The following is an 18,578-nucleotide window of genomic DNA, read 5'->3' as shown; positions in this document are numbered from 1 at the left end:
TCGGGCGCGATGCTGCATGACTGGTAATTCCAGCGCATTTCCGCCATATAGACCCCAGAAACCAGCATGGAACGATGGCAATGACGGATGTGGTCGAATTCGCGAAGATGAACGGGCTTGGCAACAAGATCCTGGTCGTCGATATGCGCGGCCGGCGAGATCGCGTGACGCCGGAAGCGGCGATCGCGCTCAATGCAAATCCCGAGACCCGCTTCGACCAGATCATGGCGATCCATGATCCGAAGGCCGACGGCACCGATGCCTTCATCGATATCCTCAATTCCGACGGCACCAAGGCGCAGGCCTGCGGCAACGGCACGCGTTGCGTCGTACAGGCGCTGGCGTCTGAAACCGGCCGCAAGGCTTTCACCTTCCAGACCGTCGCCGGCATCCTGAATGCCGTCGAGCATGAGGACGGCACCATCTCCGTCGATATGGGCACGCCGGTCTTCGAGTGGAGCCGCATCCCGCTTTCCGAAGAATTCCACGATACCAGCCGCATCGAGCTGCAGATCGGGCCAATCGATGCGCCGGTGCTGCATTCGCCGTCCGTCATGTCGATGGGCAATCCGCATGCGATCTTCTGGGTCGATCGCGATGTCATGTCCTTCGATCTCGAACGTTTCGGGCCGCTGCTCGAAAACCATCCCATGTTCCCCGAGCGCGCCAATATCACGCTGGCTGAGGTGACCTCGCCGACCTCGCTCACCACCCGCACCTGGGAACGCGGTGCCGGCCTTACCCTTGCCTGTGGCTCCGCCGCCTGCTCCGCCGCCGTCAGCGCGGCCCGCACCGGCCGCACCGGCCGCAAGGTCGATATTCGCGTTGCCAGCGCCACCCCGCCCGGCATCCTCTCCATCGAATGGCGCGAGCGCGACGATCATGTGATCATGACCGGGCCGGCCGAATGGGAATGGTCGGGCACGGTCGATCCGGCAACCGGCGCCTTCAGCCGCGAGGCCGAGGCAAAGGCGCTGTGAGCGGCGTCGATGTCATAACCTTCGGCTGTCGCCTTAACACCTACGAATCCGAAGTCATGCGCAGCGAGGCCGAGAAGGCGGGGCTGAACAACGCCATTCTCGTGAATACCTGCGCCGTGACCGGCGAGGCGGTGCGGCAGGCGCGGCAGGCGATCCGCCGCGCGCGGCGCGAAAATCCGCATGCCCGCATCATCGTCACCGGCTGTGCGGCCCAGACGGAGAAGGAAACCTTCGCCGCCATGCCGGAGGTCGATGCCGTTCTCGGCAACGAGGAAAAGCTGAAGCGTGCCTCCTATCGTGCGCTGCCGGATTTCGGCGTGTCAGTGGAAGAAAAGCTTCGCGTCAACGACATCATGAGCGTGCGCGAAACCGCGCCGCAGATGGTCAAGCTGATCGAGGGCCATGTGCGCGCCTTCGTGCAGGTGCAAAACGGCTGCGATCATCGCTGTACTTTCTGCATCATCCCCTATGGCCGCGGCAATTCCCGCTCTGTGCCGATGGGGGCGGTGGTCGATCAGGCGCGAAAACTGATCGAGAGCGGTTATTGCGAGATCGTGCTGACGGGGGTGGATGCGACGAGCTACGGCGCCGACTTGCCGGGCCAGCCGACGCTCGGGTTGCTTGCCAAGACGCTGTTGAAGCAGGTGCCGGATATCCGTCGCCTGCGGCTCTCCTCCATCGACAGCATCGAAGCCGACCGGCATCTGATGGACCTGATCGCCGATGAGCCGCGTTTCATGCCGCACCTGCATCTGTCGCTGCAGCATGGCGACGACATGATCCTGAAGCGGATGAAGCGCCGGCATTCGCGCGCCGATGCACTGCGTTTCGTCGAGGACGTTCGCCGTCTTCGCCCGGAAACGAGTTTTGGCGCGGATATGATCGCCGGGTTTCCGACGGAGACCGAGGAGATGTTTGCCAATGCCGCGAGCCTCGCGGAAGAGGCCGGCATCGCCCATCTGCACGTCTTTCCCTACAGCCCGCGACCGGGAACGCCGGCAGCCCGCATGCCGCAGCTCGACCGCGCCGTGATCAAGGAACGGGCGGCAAGGCTGCGCGCCACTGGACTTCGCCTGAGCGAAGCCCATCTTGACAGCATGGTGGGAACGCAGCAATGGCTGCTCGTCGAGAACAACGGGCTGGCCCATACGGAAAACTTCACCCTTGTCGCCACCCCAGGCCTTGCACCGCGCGAGATGGTGTCGGCTCGGATCACCGGCCACAACGGCAAGCATCTCGAAATGCAATTGACGGCCGCCGACGCGGCCTGATGATACGGACAGACAATGGCGCTGAGCTTCATCAAAAGGGTTTTCACCTTCGGCAAGGACAAGCCCGCCGAGGGCGAGCCGCGGGTCGCGGATCAAGCTGCGCCGCAGCCGCTCTCGCCGGAAGAGCTGAGTGCGGTCGAGGCGGAGCTGGAGCCGCATTCGCGTGAAGAAGATCTGCCGCTTGCGGCCGATCCGGTGCTTGCCGAGGAGATGGAGACGGCGGGCGGTCCCGCTGACGATATCCTTGCGGTAGAAGCCGAAATTTTAAAAGAAGAAATCGAAGCAGCCCTGCCGCTGCCCGCCGCTGAGCAGATCGGCGATCTCGGGGTGACCCCGCTATCGCTTCTGGAAGCAGAAGCTGCGGTAGAGGCAAAAGCGGAAGAAGCGCCTCCTGCGATCTCCCCCCTTGAGGGGGAGATGCCCGACAGGGCAAAGGGGGGTGAAGAACTCTCCTCATTTTCTGATATTGCGGTCGAGACTCCAGAAACCGAAGCTTTTGAAGACGAGGCGGATTTACCCCCTTCTGTCCCTTCGGGACATCTCCCTCTCAAGGGGGGAGATCAGACGGAAGATGCCGCCGCGCCTGTGCTTCCCAAGGGCTTTGCGACTGCCCCAGCCGTTATCGAGCCCGTCGCAGAGGCGCCGAAGGCAAAACTCAGCTGGTTCCAGCGCCTGCGGCAGGGCCTTGCCCGCACCTCTTCGCAGCTCACCGGCCAGATCGCCGCGCTCTTCACCAAGCGTAAGCTTGACGAAGACACACTGCAGGAACTGGAAGACCTGCTGATCCAGGCCGATCTCGGCGTCGAGACTGCCCTTCGCGTCACCGATACGCTGGCCTCCGAACGCTACGGCAAGGATGTGACCGGCGAAGACGTGTCGCGCATCATGGCCGCCGAAATCACCAAGGTTCTGTCGCCGGTCGCAAAGCCGCTGCAGCTCGATCTTTCCCACAAGCCGCATGTCATCCTCGTCGTTGGCGTCAACGGCACCGGCAAGACGACGACCATCGGCAAGCTGGCCGCCAAACTGTCCGGCGCCGGCCTCAAGGTCATGCTCGCCGCCGGCGACACGTTTCGCGCGGCAGCGATCGAGCAGCTGAAGATCTGGGCGGAGCGGACCAAATCCGACATCGTCTCCTCGAAGCTCGGCGCGGATGCCGCTGGCCTTGCCTATGAGGCCTTCGAGCAAGCGAAACTGAAGAAGAGCGACGTGCTGATTATCGATACGGCCGGCCGCCTGCAGAACCGCACGGAGTTGATGGCGGAACTCGAAAAGATCGTCCGCGTGCTCGGCAAGCTCGACCCCGATGCGCCCCATACGGTGCTGCAGACGCTCGATGCGACGACCGGCCAGAATGCGCTCAATCAGGTCGAAATCTTCCGCAACGTCGCCGGCGTCAACGGCCTGATCATGACCAAGCTCGATGGCACGGCGCGCGGCGGCATCCTCGTCGCCATCTCGGCCAAGCACAAGCTGCCGGTCTACTTCATCGGCGTCGGCGAAGGCGTTGACGATCTCGAACCGTTCGAGGCCAAGGATTTTGCCGAGGCGATTGCCGGCATCGCCCATTGACCCGGATATAGTTTTGCCGTTTTGCTGATGTTATTGCCGGTGAGACCGCGCCCCCGCGATCTTTCCGGATAGTCTGCCAAGGAAACAGCAATGTCGTCGATCGAGGCTGCAAAGCCGCGCAAGGAAATCAGCCCGCTGCTCAAGATGGTGCTCGAGCTTGGGCCCCTGGTGGTGTTTTTCTTCGCCAATTCCAGGGGCGAATGGCTCGGCGCCCATTTTCCGGCGCTGACGGAGCTTGGCGGTCCGATCTTCATCGCCACCGGCCTGTTCATGGCGGCGACGGCGATCGCGCTCACCGTGTCGTGGATATTGACACGGACTCTGCCGATGATGCCGCTGATCTCGGGCATCGTCGTCTTCATCTTCGGCGCGCTGACGCTCTATCTGCAGAACGACACCTTCATCAAGATGAAGCCGACCATCGTCAATTCGCTATTCGGCGCCATCCTGCTCGGCGGCCTGCTGTTCGGCAAATCGCTGCTCGGCTATGTCTTCCACACGGCCTTCCGGCTGGATGAGGCCGGCTGGCGCAAGCTCACCATCCGCTGGGGCATCTTCTTCGTCTTCCTCGCCATCCTCAACGAGGTCGTCTGGCGCAATTTCTCGACGGATTTCTGGGTGGCCTTCAAGGTCTGGGGCACGATGCCGATCACCATCCTGTTCACGCTCGCCCAGATGCCCGTCATCATGAAGCATTCGCTCGATCAGGATACCGAAGCGTGAGCGCCATCTCGCCGGAGCATGACAGGTCGACGCGGCAGACGACATTCTGGCTCATTGCCTGCGTCGCGGTGTTGCTCCTTCAGGTGCTTGTCGAATACTGGATGGGCCGCACGCCGATCTGCACCTGCGGCTACGTCAAACTGTTCGAGCCGGTGGTGAACAGCCCCGGCAATTCGCAGCATCTGGCGGATTGGTATACGCCGTCCCACATCATTCACGGCTTCATCTTCTACGGCATCGCGCATCTGTTGTTTCGCGGCAAGCCGCTCGCGGCGCGGCTGCTGTTTGCGCTCCTGATCGAGAGCGGTTGGGAGTTGCTTGAGAATTCGCCTCTCATCATCGACCGCTACCGCACGGCGACCATCTCGCTCGATTATTACGGCGACAGCATCCTGAATTCGGCGATGGATACCGTCTTCATGGTCGTCGGCTTCTTCTTTGCCCGGCGCATGCCGGTGCTGGTGACGCTGACTGTCGCCATCGTCTTCGAGCTTTTCACCGGCTGGCTGATCCGCGACAACCTCACGCTCAACGTGCTGATGCTGGTCTATCCGCTGGATGCGGTGAAGGCCTGGCAGGGTGCTCTTTAAAGCCGTTGTCTCCGCACCTTTTGTGCTTTAGATTATAGAAATCTAAAATAATCGCATATTTTCTTGGGAGGGGATCATGCGCATCGTATCCGCCATGCTGTTGGCCGTCCTGACAACGATACTCGGCCTGCATCCGGCCGATGCGGCCGATAAAACGTTGAAGGCAGCGGATTTGAAAGAGCTTCTTGGAAACGGCAAGACGCTCGCGCTTGGCGGCAAGGGCATGGGCTATACCGGCACCCTGAACCTTTCCGCAGACGGAAAGGGAGAAGGGTCGGCGAAAACAGACGGCGGCGATGTGATCACCATATCCGGCACATGGCACATTCAGGGGGACAAGTTCTGCCGCACCTGGGCCGGATTGGACAAGGGCAAGGAAGTCTGTGAGACGTGGCGTCTCACCTCGCCCAATCATGTGGACGTCTTCCAGGGAAAGAAGAAGATCGGAGCCAATTCCTGGTAAGCTGCCCTACCGCATCCTATTTCGCGGTGGATGCTTTCTCAATGGCGGGAGAGAGGCCGTCCTTCAGGCTGCGTTCGTCGAACGGGCCGACACGCTTGTAGAGGATCGTCCCGTCGGCGCCGACGAGATAGGATTCCGGGATGCCGTAGACGCCCCAGTCGATCGCCGCCTTGCCGCGCGGATCGACGCCGATCGCTGCGAACGGATTGCCGAGTTCGCCGAGGAAGCTCAGCGCGTTCTCCGTCTTGTCCTTGTAGTTGATTCCGACCACCTGCAGGCGCGGGTCTTTCGACAGTTCAAGGATGATCGGGTTTTCCTCACGGCAGGGAATGCACCAGGAGGCCCAGACGTTGACGAGGGTCAGCTTGCCCTTGATCGCGGCATCGGTGAGCGCGGGCATCGGTGCGCCGGCAAGGGTTGCCCCTTCCAGCGGCGGCATATCGAGGCTCGGGGCCTTGGTGCCGATGAGGGCGGAGGGAATTTCGCTGATGTCGCGGCCGGAATCGAGCTGGCTCCAGAAGATTGCGGCAAGGCCGCCGAAGATGGCAAGCGGCAACAGCGCCAGCGCGTAGCGCGCCTTGCCCGGCCGTTCGGCAGTCTCGCCGGTGGTTCGGTTTTCTTCGGTCATGATGTCCGTTTGGTCTCGGAGCGGCGGCGGACGCCGGCCTCTTCCAGCTTTTTCAATTCCTGCCGACGGGCGCGGCCGTCGAGGAAGACCCAGCCGATCAGCGCGAGGATGAGAACCGCTGCGGCAGCATAGCTTGCGGCGACATAGGCGACATGCGGCGACATGGCTCAAGCCTCCCGGTCGATGCTGCGGGCTGCCTGCCGGCGCAGCGCCATGACCCGGCGGCGCCAGATCTCGTTGCGCATGGCGGCGATATGCAGGGTGAAGAACAGCAACGTATAGGCCACAGCCATCACCAGCAGCGGCCGCAGGAATTCGGGATCGATGGTCGGGCCGTCGAGGCGCACGACGCTGGCCGGCTGGTGCAGCGTGTTCCACCACTCGACCGAGAATTTGATGATCGGGATGTTGACGAAACCGATCAGGATGAGGATGGCACAGAGCTTGGCCGCCTTGCCCGGCTCGTCGATCGCCCGGTTGAGGGCGATCAGGCCGAGATACATCAGGAACAGCACGAAGACGGAGGTGAGGCGCGCATCCCAAACCCACCATGTGCCCCACATCGGCTTGCCCCAGAGCGAGCCGGTGATCAGCGCCATCAGCGTGAAGGCCGCGCCGATCGGGGCTGCGGCCTTGGCGGATACATCGGCGAGCGGATGGCGCCAGACGAGGGTGCCGAGCGCGGAGATCGCCATCACCGTGTAGCACATCATCGACAGCCAGGCGGCGGGCACGTGGATGTACATGATGCGTACGGTTTCGCCCTGCTGGTAGTCGCCCTCGGTCGTGAAAGCGAGAGTGAGCCCGGCCACGAAAAACAGCACGGTCGCGCCGATCAGCCACGGCAGCAGGCGCGCGGCAAGCGCCAGAAACCGCGTCGGGTTGGCGAGGTCGCTGAATTTTCGGATGGCGAGGCTGTTGTCGGTCATGACGGTTCTTTAACGCGGATCGGCTCCTGCTTCAATTGATCGGGGTCAATCACATTTGCGTCAATCCGACGAAGATCGTAGCGCCGCGGCCGCCGCGACCGGGCCGATGACAGCGAAAAACAGAGTGATGGCGATCAGGATCATCAGCGGCGGCAGGAAAGGTGCGGGGTCCTGCACCGCCGCATAGGCGGCGCTGACGCCGAAAATCAGCACGGGAATGGCGAGCGGCAGCACGAGGATCGACACGAGCAGGCCGCCGCGCGGCAGGGCGACGGCGACACCCGCGCCGGCCGCACCGATGAAGGTGATGGCCGGCGTACCGACCAGCAGCGTCAGCATCGTCGCGCCGATTGCGAGGCTATCCATGTTCATGAAGAGCCCGAGCAGGGGGGCGGCAAGCACCAGCGGCAGGCCGGAGGCCATCCAGTGGGCGACGCATTTGACGAGCACGGTCAGGACCAGCGGCGTCTCCTGCATCAACATCAGGTCGAGCGAGCCATCCTCGCGCTCGGCCTGGAACAGGCGGTCGAGACCGAGCAGGCAGGAGAGCAGCGCGCCGATCCAGAGGATCGCCGGGCCGATGCGGGAGAGCAGGTTGAGGTCCGGGCCGATGGCGAAGGGCACGACGGCGACGACGGTGAGGAAAAACAGAACCCCGATCATGGCCCCGCCGCCGGCACGCACGGCGAGCCTGATGTCGCGGAGGAAAAGGGCGGTCATGGGTGAGGTCCTGTCGTGGGGAGGGTTTTACCCCCCTCTGCCCTGTCGGGCCTCCTTCCATTCGCAGGCAGGACGATTGTATACGAAAAGTGCAGCTTGCTTTCCCTTCTCCCCGCTCGCGGGGAGAAGGTGCCCGAAGGGCGGATGAGGGGCTTACTCTCGACATTCTCGGGGAAGAGAATTTTGCCCCTCACCCTAACCCTCTCCCCGCAGGCGGGGAGAGGGGATGATAGAGTTTGCCGCACGTCCATAGGCGGCAGCACCGTCTCAAGGGGAATACAGGCTGCACGCACAATGCTTGCCATCACTCCACCTCCGCAAATTCAAAGCCGCGCATTTCCAGCCTGCGCGTATTCTCCAGCCCCAACGGCTGGTGCGTCGCCGCAAGTGCGATCCCGCCTTTCGACAGATGCGCCCTCACCAGCCCCGCAAACATCCGGTCCGATGCCGCATCCAGCGCCGCCGTCGGCTCATCGAGAATCCAGATCGCCCGCCAGGCTACGAGAAGCTTGGCCATGGCCATGCGCCGCTGCTGGCCAGCCGAGAGATAGCCGAACGGGAGATGCCCGATGCCCGGCAGTCCCACTGCCTCTTCTGCCTCGAAAACGCTCATGCCGGAACCGCCGGGCGAATCACCCATGAAGCTTTTCCAGAATGCGAGATTTTCCTCCACCGTGAGCTCGCGCTTCATGCCGTTGCGGTGGCCGAGATAGTGGCAAAGTTCGCGTGGATGGCCGATGTCCTGTGCCGCGCCGGTCACCGAAACGGTGCCTTCCTCGGGCGTCAGAAGACCCGCCACGACGCGCAGCAGCGTCGATTTGCCGGACCCGTTCGCCCCCGTGACGATCAAGGCTTCCCCGGCGTCGAGAACGAAGGAAATATCCTTGAAAATCAGGTCCTCGCCGCGCTTGGCGGCGAGTCCCGCGGCGGTGAGGCTGAGGGGCATTCATCATCCTTTTACGACGTTCGTCGCAATGCAAAAAAATTGTCTCAATTTGAGGAATGTTGGTCTGGCACGTTTCTGCGAAATTATCTATAACCGCCCCAACACGCCAGCGGTCGGCGTGAATTTCATCCTAGCGCCGAACATGGAATGACTTCCACGTGCGGACAGCGGAAATGGCCGTACCCGCATCCCAATTCGCGCTTTCCTGGCGCTCGGGCGTTCGCGCGTCAGCTTTTGGCGATCAGACGGAACGGGGTATCATCCAGTGTCCAAATCCCTTGACAGTTTCAATTGTCGTTCGACGCTTTCGGTGAACGGCGTAGACTATGTCTACTACAGCCTGCCGAAGGCGGAAGCGAACGGTCTGCCGGGCGTTTCCAAGCTTCCCTATTCGATGAAGGTGCTGCTCGAAAACTTGCTGCGCTTCGAAGACGGCCGGTCGGTCACCAAGGAAAACATCCTTGCCGTTGCCGCATGGCTGAACAACAAGGGCCTTGAGGAAAACGAAATCGCCTATCGCCCGGCCCGCGTGCTGATGCAGGACTTCACCGGCGTTCCGGCCGTCGTCGATCTCGCCGCCATGCGTGACGGCATCAAGGCGCTCGGCGGTGATCCGGAAAAGATCAACCCGTTGGTGCCCGTCGATCTCGTCATCGACCACTCCGTCATCGTCGACGAATTCGGCACGCCGAACGCTTTCGCCCGCAACGTCGAGCTGGAATATCAGCGCAACGGCGAGCGCTACCGCTTCCTGAAGTGGGGCCAGCAGGCTTTCAAGAATTTCCGCGTGGTTCCGCCCGGCACCGGCATCTGTCACCAGGTCAATCTCGAATATCTGGGACAGACCGTCTGGACCAAGGAAGAAGACGGCGAAATCATCGCCTATCCGGATACCTGCGTCGGCACCGACAGCCACACGACCATGATCAACGGTCTCGGCGTTCTCGGCTGGGGCGTCGGCGGCATCGAGGCTGAAGCGGCCATGCTCGGCCAGCCGGTCTCCATGCTCCTGCCCGAGGTCATCGGCTTCAAGCTCACGGGCAAGCTCAAGGAAGGCGTTACCGCGACCGACCTCGTGCTGATGGTCGTGCAGATGCTGCGCAAGAAGGGCGTCGTTTCGAAGTTCGTCGAATTCTTCGGCACCGGCCTCGATAACATGACGCTCGCCGACCGCGCCACCATCGGCAACATGGGCCCGGAATACGGCGCGACCTGCGGCTTCTTCCCGGTCGATTCGGAAACCATCAACTACCTCACCATGTCCGGCCGCGAAGAGCAGCGCATCGCTCTCGTGGAAGCCTATTCGAAGGCGCAGGGCATGTGGCGCGACAATGACGGCTCCGAGCTGGTCTTCACCGACACGCTCGAACTCGACCTCGGCGACGTGGTACCGGCCATGGCCGGCCCGAAGCGTCCGGAAGGCCGCATCCCGCTCGAAAACATCGCGTCCGGTTTCGCGACCGCGCTCGAAGGCGACTACAAGAAGCCCGGACAGCTGCATAACCGCTATCCGGTCGAAGGCACGGATTTCGATCTCGGCCATGGCGACGTGGCGATTGCCGCCATCACGTCGTGCACCAACACCTCGAACCCCTCGGTGCTCATCGCTGCCGGCCTGCTTGCCCGCAACGCGGTCGCCAAGGGCCTGAAGACCAAGCCGTGGGTGAAGACCTCGTTGGCACCGGGATCGCAGGTCGTCGGCGAATACCTCGCCAAGTCCGGCCTGCAGGCCGACCTCGACAAGCTCGGCTTCAACCTCGTCGGCTTCGGCTGCACGACCTGCATCGGCAACTCCGGCCCGCTGCCGGCGCCGGTGTCGAAGACGATCAACGACAAGGGCCTGATCGCCGCCGGCGTGCTCTCCGGTAACCGTAACTTCGAAGGCCGCATCTCGCCGGACGTTCAGGCGAACTACCTGGCTTCGCCGCCGCTGGTCGTCGCCTATGCGCTGGCCGGCACGGTGCAGAAGGATCTGACCAAGGACCCGATCGGCGAAGACCAGAACGGCAACCCGGTCTACCTCAAGGACATCTGGCCGACCTCCAAGGAAATCCAGGAGTTCATCCTGAAATACGTCACCCGTGCGCTTTATGCGTCGAAGTATGCAGACGTGTTCAAGGGCGATGCCAACTGGCAGGCGGTTCAGGTTCCGGCCGGCCAGACCTATGCCTGGGACGACAACTCGACCTACGTGCAGAACCCGCCCTATTTCGTCGGCATGGGCAAGACCGGTTCGGGCATCTCCGACATCAAGGGCGCTCGCGTCCTCGGCCTGTTCGGCGACAAGATCACCACCGACCACATTTCGCCGGCCGGTTCGATCAAGGCGGCATCGCCTGCGGGTGCCTACCTCACCGAGCACGGCGTCGCCGTTGCCGACTTCAACCAGTACGGCACGCGCCGCGGCAACCATGAAGTGATGATGCGCGGCACGTTTGCCAACATCCGCATCCGCAACCACATGCTCGGCCCGAACGGCAAGGAAGGTGGCTACACCATCCACTATCCGTCGAAGGAAGAGATGTCGATCTACGATGCGGCCATGCGGTACAAGGAAGAGGGCGTTCCGCTCGTTATCTTCGCCGGCGTCGAATACGGCAACGGTTCGTCGCGCGACTGGGCGGCAAAGGGCACCAACCTGCTCGGCGTCAAAGCCGTCATCGCCCAGTCCTTCGAGCGTATCCACCGTTCCAACCTCGTCGGCATGGGCATCGTGCCCTTCGTCTTCGAGGAAGGCACGACCTGGGAATCGCTCGGCCTCAAGGGCGACGAACTCGTCACCATCGACAACCTCGCCAATGTCCAGCCGCGTGAAAAGCGCGTCGCCAAGATCACCTATGGCGATGGCTCGGTGAAGGACGTGCCGCTGATCTGCCGCATCGATACGCTCGATGAGGTTACCTACATGAACAATGGCGGTATCCTGCAGACCGTTCTGCGCGATCTCGCTGCCTAAGTGGGGTCACCCCACCTTCTGCGTTATCCTCGGGCTTGACCCGAGGATCTTCCAGCCTCTGATCAAATAGAGAGGCGGATGGATGCTCGGCTCGAGGCCGAGCATGACGGAAGGGAGAGTTTCGGGTTTTGCCACCAATCTGAGCCGGGGCCTTGCGCCCCGGCTTTTTCATGTTCACTTTTCGGGAGGGCTTTGAGTTTCACTCCAACGTGACTTCCTGTTGAAAGCTTGGGGGCGTATGTAGGGGCCACCTCTTGATGCCGTCCGGGACTTGAAACCTGATGCCTTTGTCACGCCATCTCCGCCGTCTGCTTGTCGGCTCAGCCTTCGGGCTTGCGGCCCTGCCGGTGATTGCGGGCGACGTGATGTCGCCAACGGGCGTCGTCGAGCTTTTCACCAGCCAGGGTTGTTCCTCCTGTCCGCCGGCCGATGCGGCGCTGAAGAACCTGATCGACGAGGGCAAGGTGGTGGCGCTCGCCTATCACGTCGATTATTGGAACTATCTCGGCTGGGCCGATACCATGGGCTCCAAGGAAAATACCGCCCGCCAATATGCCTATGCGCGCATGCTGGGCCGCAGCGGCGTCTATACGCCCCAAGCCGTCATCAACGGTCGCGCCCATCTCAACGGCGCCGATCTTCCGGGCATTCGCGGCAAGGTCGCTACCCTCGATAGGGCAGGCAAGGGCATGACGGTGCCAGTGACCGCCACGCGCCGCGGCGACGAGATCGATATCCAGGTCGGCTCCGGTGACGGCAAGGCCAATGTCGTCGTCGCCTATTTCAATCGCCAGCAGCAGGTAAACGTTGAAAAGGGAGAAAACAGCGGCAAGACGATTTCCTATCTCCATTCTGTCAACGACGTGCAGACCATCGGCATGTGGGACGGAAAGCCGGCAAGCTTCGTGCTGCCGGCGACCGTGCTCGACGAGAGCCGCAATGGCGGCTGCGCCGTGCTGTTGCAGCGGATGAAGGATGGCGAGACGCCGGGGCCGATCGTCGGTGCGACGATGCTCCATTCCGCCGCTGAAGGTCCGGCGACGGCCGCGAAGAATTGAAGCTCTTCCGAAAAGCCGGTCCGGCAACATCGAGGGGGCTGGGGCTTGGGATTCGAGGTTGCCGGACCGAACGCGCCTCCATCCGGCGCGGAAGCCGGGATGGACGCGATATCCGCGGCCGCGTGCCGGACGGCACGAATGGGACGGCGCAGCGGATCGGTGTCGCGGAAAGGGCGGTACTCAAGCCCTTGCGCGAGCGGCGGATGCACGGCTGAAGTAGGGAACCGGACATCTGCGCGGCGGAGTGTTTCGTGCAATTGGGGCGTGGTTTTGGCTGAAATGCGGCAGTGCCTGAAAAACTGCGGGTGATCCCCCGAAAGACCCTCCCCGGCTTGCTTTTCGACAGAGCTTAGGCAAACTGTAACCGTCCTGTCACAATAAAAGGCCGGAAACCTGATGACTGATGAGCCGGATTTGCACGACGGCGAAACGCGATCGGCGCGACAAACGGATGTCGTGGTCGATCTCAACAGCTACCGCGGCGCCAGGGAGCCGCTGCCCATTACCTTCCATCGCACCGAACTCGACCAGATCCTCTGGGTCTATGGCCGCATGGTGGGCGAGGGTGAATGGCGCGATTATGCGCTCGATCATCTCAGCGACAAGGCGGTGTTTTCGGTGTTCAAGCGCTCGGGCGAAATGCCGCTCTACCGCATCGAGAAGAACCCCAAACTTGCCGCAAAGCAAGGCGCCTACAGCGTCGTCAATACCCACGGCATGATCCTGAAACGCGGCCACGAGCTGAAACAGGTGCTGAAGGTGTTCGACAAGTTGCTGAAGCTCGTCAAATCCTGAACCGTCAGCGCCTGTAGAGCGTATCGGGATAGCGTCCCGTTTCCGGCTCCGTCCGCAGGCCATCGCCAAGTTCGAGTTGCATCAGCGCCGTATCGAGCCAGCGGCCGTGCTTGTAGCCTGCGCCCTTCAGGGTGCCGCTTTCCGCAAAGCCGAGCGCCCGGTGCAGCGCCACCGAAGCGGGATGAGCGCCGCCGATCACCGCCACCATCTGGCGAAAGCCAAGCGCCGTGCAGCGGGCGATAAGCTCCGTGAGCAGCGCCTTGCCGACGCCCCGGCCTCGGGCTTCCGGCGCGAGATAAATCGAATCCTCGACGAGAAAGCGATAGGCCGGGCGGGTGCGGAAGGCGGAGGCGTAGGCATAGCCGAGAAGCGCGCCGTCCGCATCGACCGCTGCGATATAGGGATAGCCACTGGCCACGATCGATGAGAAGCGGCCGGCCATGTCGGCTTCCGAGGGCGGATCGATCTCATAGCTCGCCACCCCGTTCAGGACCGATTCGCGATAGATCGCCGATATGGCCGGGATATCGCTGAGAGAAGCATCGCGGAGAAAAAAGGACATGGCAAGTTCGGCTGGATAGGGATGATCCATCCTTCATATCGTCCTTGCGACTTCGCGCAACGGCCAAATGAAAAAGGCGGCCGAAGCCGCCTTTTCCTCTAAACTTTTCCGGTCCGGTTAGTCTCGGTTTCCGAGGAAACGCAGCAGGAACAGGAAGAGGTTGATGAAGTCGAGGTAGAGCGTCAGCGCGCCCATGATCGCCTTGCGGCCGGCAACCTCGGCGCCATCGGCTTCGAAGTACATTTCCTTGATCTTCTGGGTGTCCCAGGCGGTAAGGCCTGCGAAGATCAGCACGCCGATGACCGAGATCGCGAAATCAAGAGCCGAGGAGGCGAGGAAGATGTTGACGAGCGAGGCGATGATCAGGCCGAAGAGACCCATGATCAGGAACGAGCCCATGGCCGACAGGTCACGCTTCGTCGTGTAGCCGAACAGCGACAGCGCGCCGAACGAGGCGGCGGTGACGAAGAAGGTCTGGACGATGCTCTGGCCGGTGTAGATCAGGAAGATCGACGACAGCGAGAGGCCCATCAGGCCGGCATAGACCCAGAAGGTCATCTGCGCGGACGAGACGCTCATCGAGTTGATGCGGAAACTCAGGAAGAAGACGAGCGCCAGCGGGGCGAGCATGACGACCCACTTCAGCGGGCTCACATAGATCGCCTGGCCGAAGGCGGTCAGCTGACCGTCGGCAAATGCAAGGCTGAAGGCCGCATAGGCCGCAATGCCGGTGATCGCCAGACCAAGGGCCATCAGGTTGTAAACCCTGAGCATGTAGCTGCGCAGGCCTTCGTCGATGACGGCCCCCGCCTGTGCGCCGGCAGGCGACATCCGGGTTTGGTAGTTTCTAGGATCAGACATTGGTTCCTCTTAATAAGCCCCGGATGAAATGACGGTGTTCGGACCCCGGCATCTCTTTGAAGAGACGTTCGTGGGGTCCGGGCGCCGCTGCGGGGCTCCAGCATGCCTGCCTAGGAATATGATGTCGAAACAGGGTTGGCACAAGGCCATTGCACGGACGAATCGGCCGAAAAGCGACGGGAAACCGCTTTTCGGCCGCAACGTTAACGATTTGTAATCGATTCACAATTCCCGCAGCACGGGTGCGGCCTTCTGCCCGAGGATGCGCCATGTGCCGGCAAGGCCGATGCCGACCGTCACCACCAGCGCCAGCACGATCGTCCCGATGGCGACGTCGGGCAGGAAGCGCGACGGCAGCGTCATGATCCGGCTGACGACGAACCATGCCGCAACGCCGCCGGCAAACAGCGCGAAGATGGCGGTCGAAAGGCCGAGGATGGCATATTCGTAGCAGAAGGCGCGGATGAGCGTTTTTCGCGTCGCCCCGAGCGTTTTCAGGACGACGGCGTCATGGACGCGCGCCCGGTTGCCTGCCGCCAAGGCGCCCGCCAGCACCAGAACCGAGGCGACGAGTGCGACGGCGGCTGCGGCGCGGATCGCGGTCGCCAGCTGGCCGACGAGTTCGTTGACTATATCGAGCGCATCTTTCACGCGGACGCTGGTGATCGTCGGATAGGTGTTGGTGATCGCCCGGAGCGTCGTTGCCTCCTCCGCCGCCGTCGCGCCGGGATCGATGACGGTGGCGAGCCATGCATGCGGCGCCCCGGCAAAGGTATTGGGCGAAAACACCATGACGAAGTTGATCGACAGCGATTCCCACTCGACGCGGCGGAAATTGGCGATCTTGGCGGTGATGTTGCGGCCGAGCACGTTGACGGTGACGGTATCACCGATCTTGAGGCCGAGCTGGGAGGCTTCCTCGGCCGAGAAAGAAACGAGCGGCTCGCCCGAATAGTCGGCCGCCCACCACTGGCCTTCGCTCAGAGACGAATTTTCCGGCAGGTTCTTCGCGTAGGTGATGCCGCGATCGCCGCGCAGAACCCATTGGCCGGCCGGCGGCACGGTCATCTTGGTCACGTCCTCACCGTTGAAGGCAAGGATACGGCCGCGCAGCATCGGCACCTCGATGATCTTGCCTTCCGGCAGGTTCTGCCGCAGCAGAGTGCGGAAGCCCTCGATCTCGGTGCCCTGGATATCGACGAAGAAGAAGTTCGGAGCCCGTTCGGGCAGATTACTGGTCAACTCCCGGCGCAGATTGCCGTCGATCAAAGCGAGGGTCACCAGCAGCGCCAGTCCGAGGCCGAGCGACAGAACGACGGAGGGGGGCAGTGCGCCGGGGCGATGGATATTGCCGATGGCGAGCCGGAGCGCCGGCGACCGCACGCGCGGCGCCCGTCTGGCGAGGAAGGCGACGACAACGGACACGCCGCGCAGCACGACGAAGGAAAAAGCGATGGCGCCCAGGAAGGTCAGCGAGATCGTCCGGTCATAGGCGGTAAACACGGCAAGTCCTGCCAGCGCGACAAGGCAGGCGGCTGCGGCCGCCAGATAGGGCCAACGCGGCCATGCCTGCGGCTCGAAACTCTGTTCGCGAAACAGCGCGGTAGCAGGCACGTTGCGCGCCCGACCGAGCGGCAGCAAGGCGAAGGCGAGCGCCGTCAGCACACCGAACAGGGCTGCAAGGCCAAGGGCGGACGGGTACAGCGCGAACTCGGTCGAGACCGGCAGCAAGCCCGCAAGGAATTGCGCGGCCACATAGGGGATCAGCATGCCGAGAACGAGGCCGATGACGATGCCGATCGCGGCGATCATCAGGATTTGCATCAGATAGATCGTCGTGATCAGGGAACCCGGTGCGCCCAGGCACTTGAAGGCGGCGATGACGCCGCGCTTGGAATCGAGATAGGCACGCACGGCATTCGCCACCCCGACGCCGCCGACGATCAATGCCGTCAGGCCGACAAGCGTCAGGAATTGCGAAAACCTGGTAATATTCGACGTCAGCGCCGGCGCGGCGTTGCGGCTGGTACGGATCGACCATCCGGCCTGCGGAAATTTTTCCTGCGCCTGGCTGACGAGGGCCGGCACGGATGTCGGGTCGCCCACCTTCACCTTGTAGGCATATTCGACGAGGCTGCCGGTCTGCACGAGGCCGGAAGCCGCAAGCGTATCGGCGGAAACGAGCAGGCGCGGTGCGAAGCCAAAACCGTCGGACAACGCATCCGGCTCCGTGACGATCGTTCCGGCGATGACGATGCGCGCCTTGCCGAGCAGCAGTTCGTCGCCGACGGCGATGCCGAGCCGGTCCAGCAGCAGCGGCGCAACCAGCGCATTGTGTCGGTCGCCCTTTGTCGCCAGCATATCGGCCAAGAGCGCTTGCGGCTCGCTTTTCAGCGCGCCGTAGAGCGGATAGGCGTCATCCACGGCCTTCAGCTCGACCAGCGCCTGATTGGAGCCATCCGGCAGCCGCGCCATGGAGCGCAGACCGGCGGATGCGGAGACGTCGCCGAGGCTGTCGATGAAGGCGCGCTCGTCCTTGTTTGCCGGGCGATTGTTCAGCTCGAAGCGGATGTCGCCGGCCAGCAGTTCCTGCCCCTGCGACGCGATCGAACGGGTAATCGATTGCGAGAGGGAATTGACGCCCGCGATCGCCGCCGTGCCGAGCGCGATGCAGGCAAGGAAAATGTAAAAACCCCGAAGGCCCCCGCGCATTTCGCGCAACGCCAGCCGAAAGGCGAGAGGAAGGCGCAAGCCGCCCGATGATATCGGGGAACTCATGCTGACAGCGCTTCCGGGCGGGAAGAGCCGTGCTCATCGCTGCGGCCATGGGAGACGATCTCGCCCGAACGCACCTGAACCTGCCGCGAGCAGCGTTCGGCCAGCACCGGATCATGGGTGACGAGCACCAACGTCATGTCGCGCTCGGCCTGCTTGGAGAAGATCAGGTCGGCGATCTGCCGGCCGGTCTCGGCGTCGAGATTGCCGGTCGGCTCGTCGGCGATCAGCAGTTTTGGTGAAGGCGCGAGCGCGCGGGCGATGGCCACGCGCTGCTGCTCGCCGCCGGAAAGCTGGCCGGGATAATGGGAAAGTCGCTCGCCGAGGCCGACCGACACCAACTCGCGCCGGGCGATGTCGAAGGCGCCGGGCACATTGGCCAACTCCAGCGGCACGGCGACGTTTTCGAGCGCTGTCATGTTGGGAATGAGATGGAAGGACTGGAAGACGATACCGATATTGCGGCCGCGGAAGGCCGCCACCTGATCCTCGCTCAAACCGTGCAGCGGCGTGCCATCGATGACGATCTCGCCGGAATCGAGCTTTTCGAGCCCCGCCAGCACCATGAGCAGCGTGGATTTGCCTGAGCCGGAGGGGCCGATAATGCCGACGGACTGGCCGGCGTCGATCTCGAGGCTGATGGACTTGAGCACATGAACCGAGGCCGCGGCCTGGCCGAGGGTGAGGTCCGCATTTTTCAGCGCGATCATGGTTCTTGCCAAGGAAATCCATCCTATATGTAAAATATT

General features: G+C 62.7%; 18 protein-coding genes. 9 read left to right on the top strand and 9 right to left on the bottom strand.

Going from position 1 to position 18,578, the window contains the following annotated elements:
• The first annotated feature begins 80 nt into the window (after positions 1 to 80).
• From dapF to ASC86_RS16965, 6 genes are all read left to right on the top strand, one after another.
• Entirely contained in the window at positions 81 to 980 is a 900-nt protein-coding gene (gene dapF / locus ASC86_RS16990) for a diaminopimelate epimerase (RefSeq protein WP_056323695.1), read from the top strand.
• Positions 977 to 2,251 carry a tRNA (N(6)-L-threonylcarbamoyladenosine(37)-C(2))-methylthiotransferase MtaB gene (gene mtaB, locus ASC86_RS16985; RefSeq protein WP_056323693.1) on the top strand — a complete coding sequence of 425 codons (1,275 nt, stop codon included), beginning with the start codon at positions 977 to 979 and terminating at the stop codon, positions 2,249 to 2,251. The genes dapF and mtaB overlap by 4 nt, the downstream gene beginning before the upstream one ends.
• Before the next feature lie 15 nt (positions 2,252 to 2,266).
• Positions 2,267 to 3,823, top strand: coding sequence for a signal recognition particle-docking protein FtsY (gene ftsY, locus ASC86_RS16980; RefSeq protein ID WP_056323690.1), 1,557 nt, complete (start codon positions 2,267 to 2,269; stop codon positions 3,821 to 3,823).
• A 90-nt stretch (positions 3,824 to 3,913) separates the two neighbouring features.
• Positions 3,914 to 4,546: a septation protein A gene (locus ASC86_RS16975; RefSeq protein ID WP_056323687.1), complete on the top strand. Its 633-nt coding sequence runs from the start codon at positions 3,914 to 3,916 to the stop codon at positions 4,544 to 4,546.
• Positions 4,547 to 4,551: 5 nt separating this feature from the next.
• Positions 4,552 to 5,136, top strand: a complete 585-nt coding sequence (locus ASC86_RS16970) for a DUF2585 domain-containing protein (RefSeq protein WP_244477641.1) — start codon at positions 4,552 to 4,554, stop codon at positions 5,134 to 5,136.
• A 76-nt stretch (positions 5,137 to 5,212) separates the two neighbouring features.
• Positions 5,213 to 5,599 carry a hypothetical protein gene (locus ASC86_RS16965; RefSeq protein WP_056323681.1) on the top strand — a complete coding sequence of 129 codons (387 nt, stop codon included), beginning with the start codon at positions 5,213 to 5,215 and terminating at the stop codon, positions 5,597 to 5,599.
• A gap of 16 nt (positions 5,600 to 5,615) precedes the next feature.
• Here the strand turns inward: ASC86_RS16965 and ASC86_RS16960 are convergent, their stop codons facing one another.
• The 5 genes from ASC86_RS16960 to ccmA form a co-directional block, all read right to left on the bottom strand.
• The gene (locus ASC86_RS16960; RefSeq protein ID WP_056323678.1) at positions 5,616 to 6,227 is read right to left on the bottom strand and encodes a DsbE family thiol:disulfide interchange protein; all 612 of its coding nucleotides are present in this window, start codon (positions 6,225 to 6,227) and stop codon (positions 5,616 to 5,618) included.
• Complete coding sequence (gene ccmD / locus ASC86_RS25360; RefSeq protein WP_082510264.1) at positions 6,224 to 6,391, bottom strand: heme exporter protein CcmD; 168 nt, start codon at positions 6,389 to 6,391, stop codon at positions 6,224 to 6,226. The genes ASC86_RS16960 and ccmD overlap by 4 nt, the downstream gene beginning before the upstream one ends.
• A gap of 3 nt (positions 6,392 to 6,394) precedes the next feature.
• Positions 6,395 to 7,156 (bottom strand): heme ABC transporter permease, encoded by a 762-nt coding sequence (locus ASC86_RS16955; RefSeq protein WP_056323676.1) that lies wholly within the window; start codon positions 7,154 to 7,156, stop codon positions 6,395 to 6,397.
• Between the two features lie 60 nt (positions 7,157 to 7,216).
• Positions 7,217 to 7,876 carry a heme exporter protein CcmB gene (gene ccmB, locus ASC86_RS16950; protein ID WP_056323673.1) on the bottom strand — a complete coding sequence of 220 codons (660 nt, stop codon included), beginning with the start codon at positions 7,874 to 7,876 and terminating at the stop codon, positions 7,217 to 7,219.
• Positions 7,877 to 8,180: 304 nt separating this feature from the next.
• On the bottom strand, positions 8,181 to 8,822 hold the full coding sequence (gene ccmA, locus ASC86_RS16945; protein WP_056323670.1) for a heme ABC exporter ATP-binding protein CcmA: 642 nt from the start codon (positions 8,820 to 8,822) through the stop codon (positions 8,181 to 8,183).
• Positions 8,823 to 9,087: 265 nt separating this feature from the next.
• On the opposite strand from ccmA, the gene acnA reads away from it, so the two are divergent.
• The 3 genes from acnA to ASC86_RS16930 all read left to right on the top strand — a co-directional run bounded on the left by acnA (position 9,088) and on the right by ASC86_RS16930 (position 13,631).
• Positions 9,088 to 11,778: an aconitate hydratase AcnA gene (gene acnA / locus ASC86_RS16940; RefSeq protein WP_056323668.1), complete on the top strand. Its 2,691-nt coding sequence runs from the start codon at positions 9,088 to 9,090 to the stop codon at positions 11,776 to 11,778.
• A gap of 365 nt (positions 11,779 to 12,143) precedes the next feature.
• Positions 12,144 to 12,836: a thioredoxin family protein gene (locus tag ASC86_RS16935; RefSeq protein ID WP_244477640.1), complete on the top strand. Its 693-nt coding sequence runs from the start codon at positions 12,144 to 12,146 to the stop codon at positions 12,834 to 12,836.
• 396 nt (positions 12,837 to 13,232) lie between these two features.
• Entirely contained in the window at positions 13,233 to 13,631 is a 399-nt protein-coding gene (locus ASC86_RS16930; RefSeq protein ID WP_056323662.1) for a DUF2794 domain-containing protein, read from the top strand.
• Between the two features lie 4 nt (positions 13,632 to 13,635).
• On the opposite strand, the gene ASC86_RS16925 is transcribed toward ASC86_RS16930, so the two are convergent.
• The 4 genes from ASC86_RS16925 to ASC86_RS16910 form a co-directional block, all read right to left on the bottom strand.
• Positions 13,636 to 14,193, bottom strand: a complete 558-nt coding sequence (locus ASC86_RS16925; protein WP_056324281.1) for a GNAT family N-acetyltransferase — start codon at positions 14,191 to 14,193, stop codon at positions 13,636 to 13,638.
• A 117-nt stretch (positions 14,194 to 14,310) separates the two neighbouring features.
• Positions 14,311 to 15,054 carry a Bax inhibitor-1/YccA family protein gene (locus ASC86_RS16920; RefSeq protein ID WP_056323659.1) on the bottom strand — a complete coding sequence of 248 codons (744 nt, stop codon included), beginning with the start codon at positions 15,052 to 15,054 and terminating at the stop codon, positions 14,311 to 14,313.
• Between the two features lie 222 nt (positions 15,055 to 15,276).
• Positions 15,277 to 17,832, bottom strand: coding sequence for an ABC transporter permease (locus tag ASC86_RS16915; RefSeq protein ID WP_056323656.1), 2,556 nt, complete (start codon positions 17,830 to 17,832; stop codon positions 15,277 to 15,279).
• Positions 17,829 to 18,551, bottom strand: coding sequence for an ABC transporter ATP-binding protein (locus ASC86_RS16910; protein ID WP_056323652.1), 723 nt, complete (start codon positions 18,549 to 18,551; stop codon positions 17,829 to 17,831). The genes ASC86_RS16915 and ASC86_RS16910 overlap by 4 nt, the downstream gene beginning before the upstream one ends.
• Between the last annotated feature and the right edge of the window lie 27 nt (positions 18,552 to 18,578).

Source organism: Rhizobium sp. Root1212 (assembly GCF_001424985.1).
In the GTDB taxonomy this organism is placed as follows: Bacteria; Pseudomonadota; Alphaproteobacteria; order Rhizobiales; family Rhizobiaceae; genus Pararhizobium.
The sequence above is the reverse complement of the archived record's forward strand: the minus strand, read 5'-3'. Positions and strand labels throughout refer to the sequence as shown.

What these genes read in the sequence shown, in the direction of transcription:
- dapF (WP_056323695.1), top strand. Translation starts at nt 81, where the DNA reads ATGACGGATGTGGTCGAATTCGCGAAGATGAACGGGCTTGGCAACAAG.
- ftsY (WP_056323690.1), top strand. Translation starts at nt 2,267, where the DNA reads ATGGCGCTGAGCTTCATCAAAAGGGTTTTCACCTTCGGCAAGGACAAG.
- ASC86_RS16975 (WP_056323687.1), top strand. Translation starts at nt 3,914, where the DNA reads ATGTCGTCGATCGAGGCTGCAAAGCCGCGCAAGGAAATCAGCCCGCTG.
- ASC86_RS16965 (WP_056323681.1), top strand. Translation starts at nt 5,213, where the DNA reads ATGCGCATCGTATCCGCCATGCTGTTGGCCGTCCTGACAACGATACTC.
- ASC86_RS16960 (WP_056323678.1), bottom strand. Translation starts at nt 6,227, where the DNA reads ATGACCGAAGAAAACCGAACCACCGGCGAGACTGCCGAACGGCCGGGC.
- ccmD (WP_082510264.1), bottom strand. Translation starts at nt 6,391, where the DNA reads ATGTCGCCGCATGTCGCCTATGTCGCCGCAAGCTATGCTGCCGCAGCG.
- ASC86_RS16955 (WP_056323676.1), bottom strand. Translation starts at nt 7,156, where the DNA reads ATGACCGACAACAGCCTCGCCATCCGAAAATTCAGCGACCTCGCCAAC.
- ccmB (WP_056323673.1), bottom strand. Translation starts at nt 7,876, where the DNA reads ATGACCGCCCTTTTCCTCCGCGACATCAGGCTCGCCGTGCGTGCCGGC.
- ccmA (WP_056323670.1), bottom strand. Translation starts at nt 8,822, where the DNA reads ATGCCCCTCAGCCTCACCGCCGCGGGACTCGCCGCCAAGCGCGGCGAG.
- ASC86_RS16935 (WP_244477640.1), top strand. Translation starts at nt 12,144, where the DNA reads ATGTCGCCAACGGGCGTCGTCGAGCTTTTCACCAGCCAGGGTTGTTCC.
- ASC86_RS16930 (WP_056323662.1), top strand. Translation starts at nt 13,233, where the DNA reads ATGACTGATGAGCCGGATTTGCACGACGGCGAAACGCGATCGGCGCGA.
- ASC86_RS16925 (WP_056324281.1), bottom strand. Translation starts at nt 14,193, where the DNA reads ATGTCCTTTTTTCTCCGCGATGCTTCTCTCAGCGATATCCCGGCCATA.
- ASC86_RS16920 (WP_056323659.1), bottom strand. Translation starts at nt 15,054, where the DNA reads ATGTCTGATCCTAGAAACTACCAAACCCGGATGTCGCCTGCCGGCGCA.
- ASC86_RS16915 (WP_056323656.1), bottom strand. Translation starts at nt 17,832, where the DNA reads ATGAGTTCCCCGATATCATCGGGCGGCTTGCGCCTTCCTCTCGCCTTT.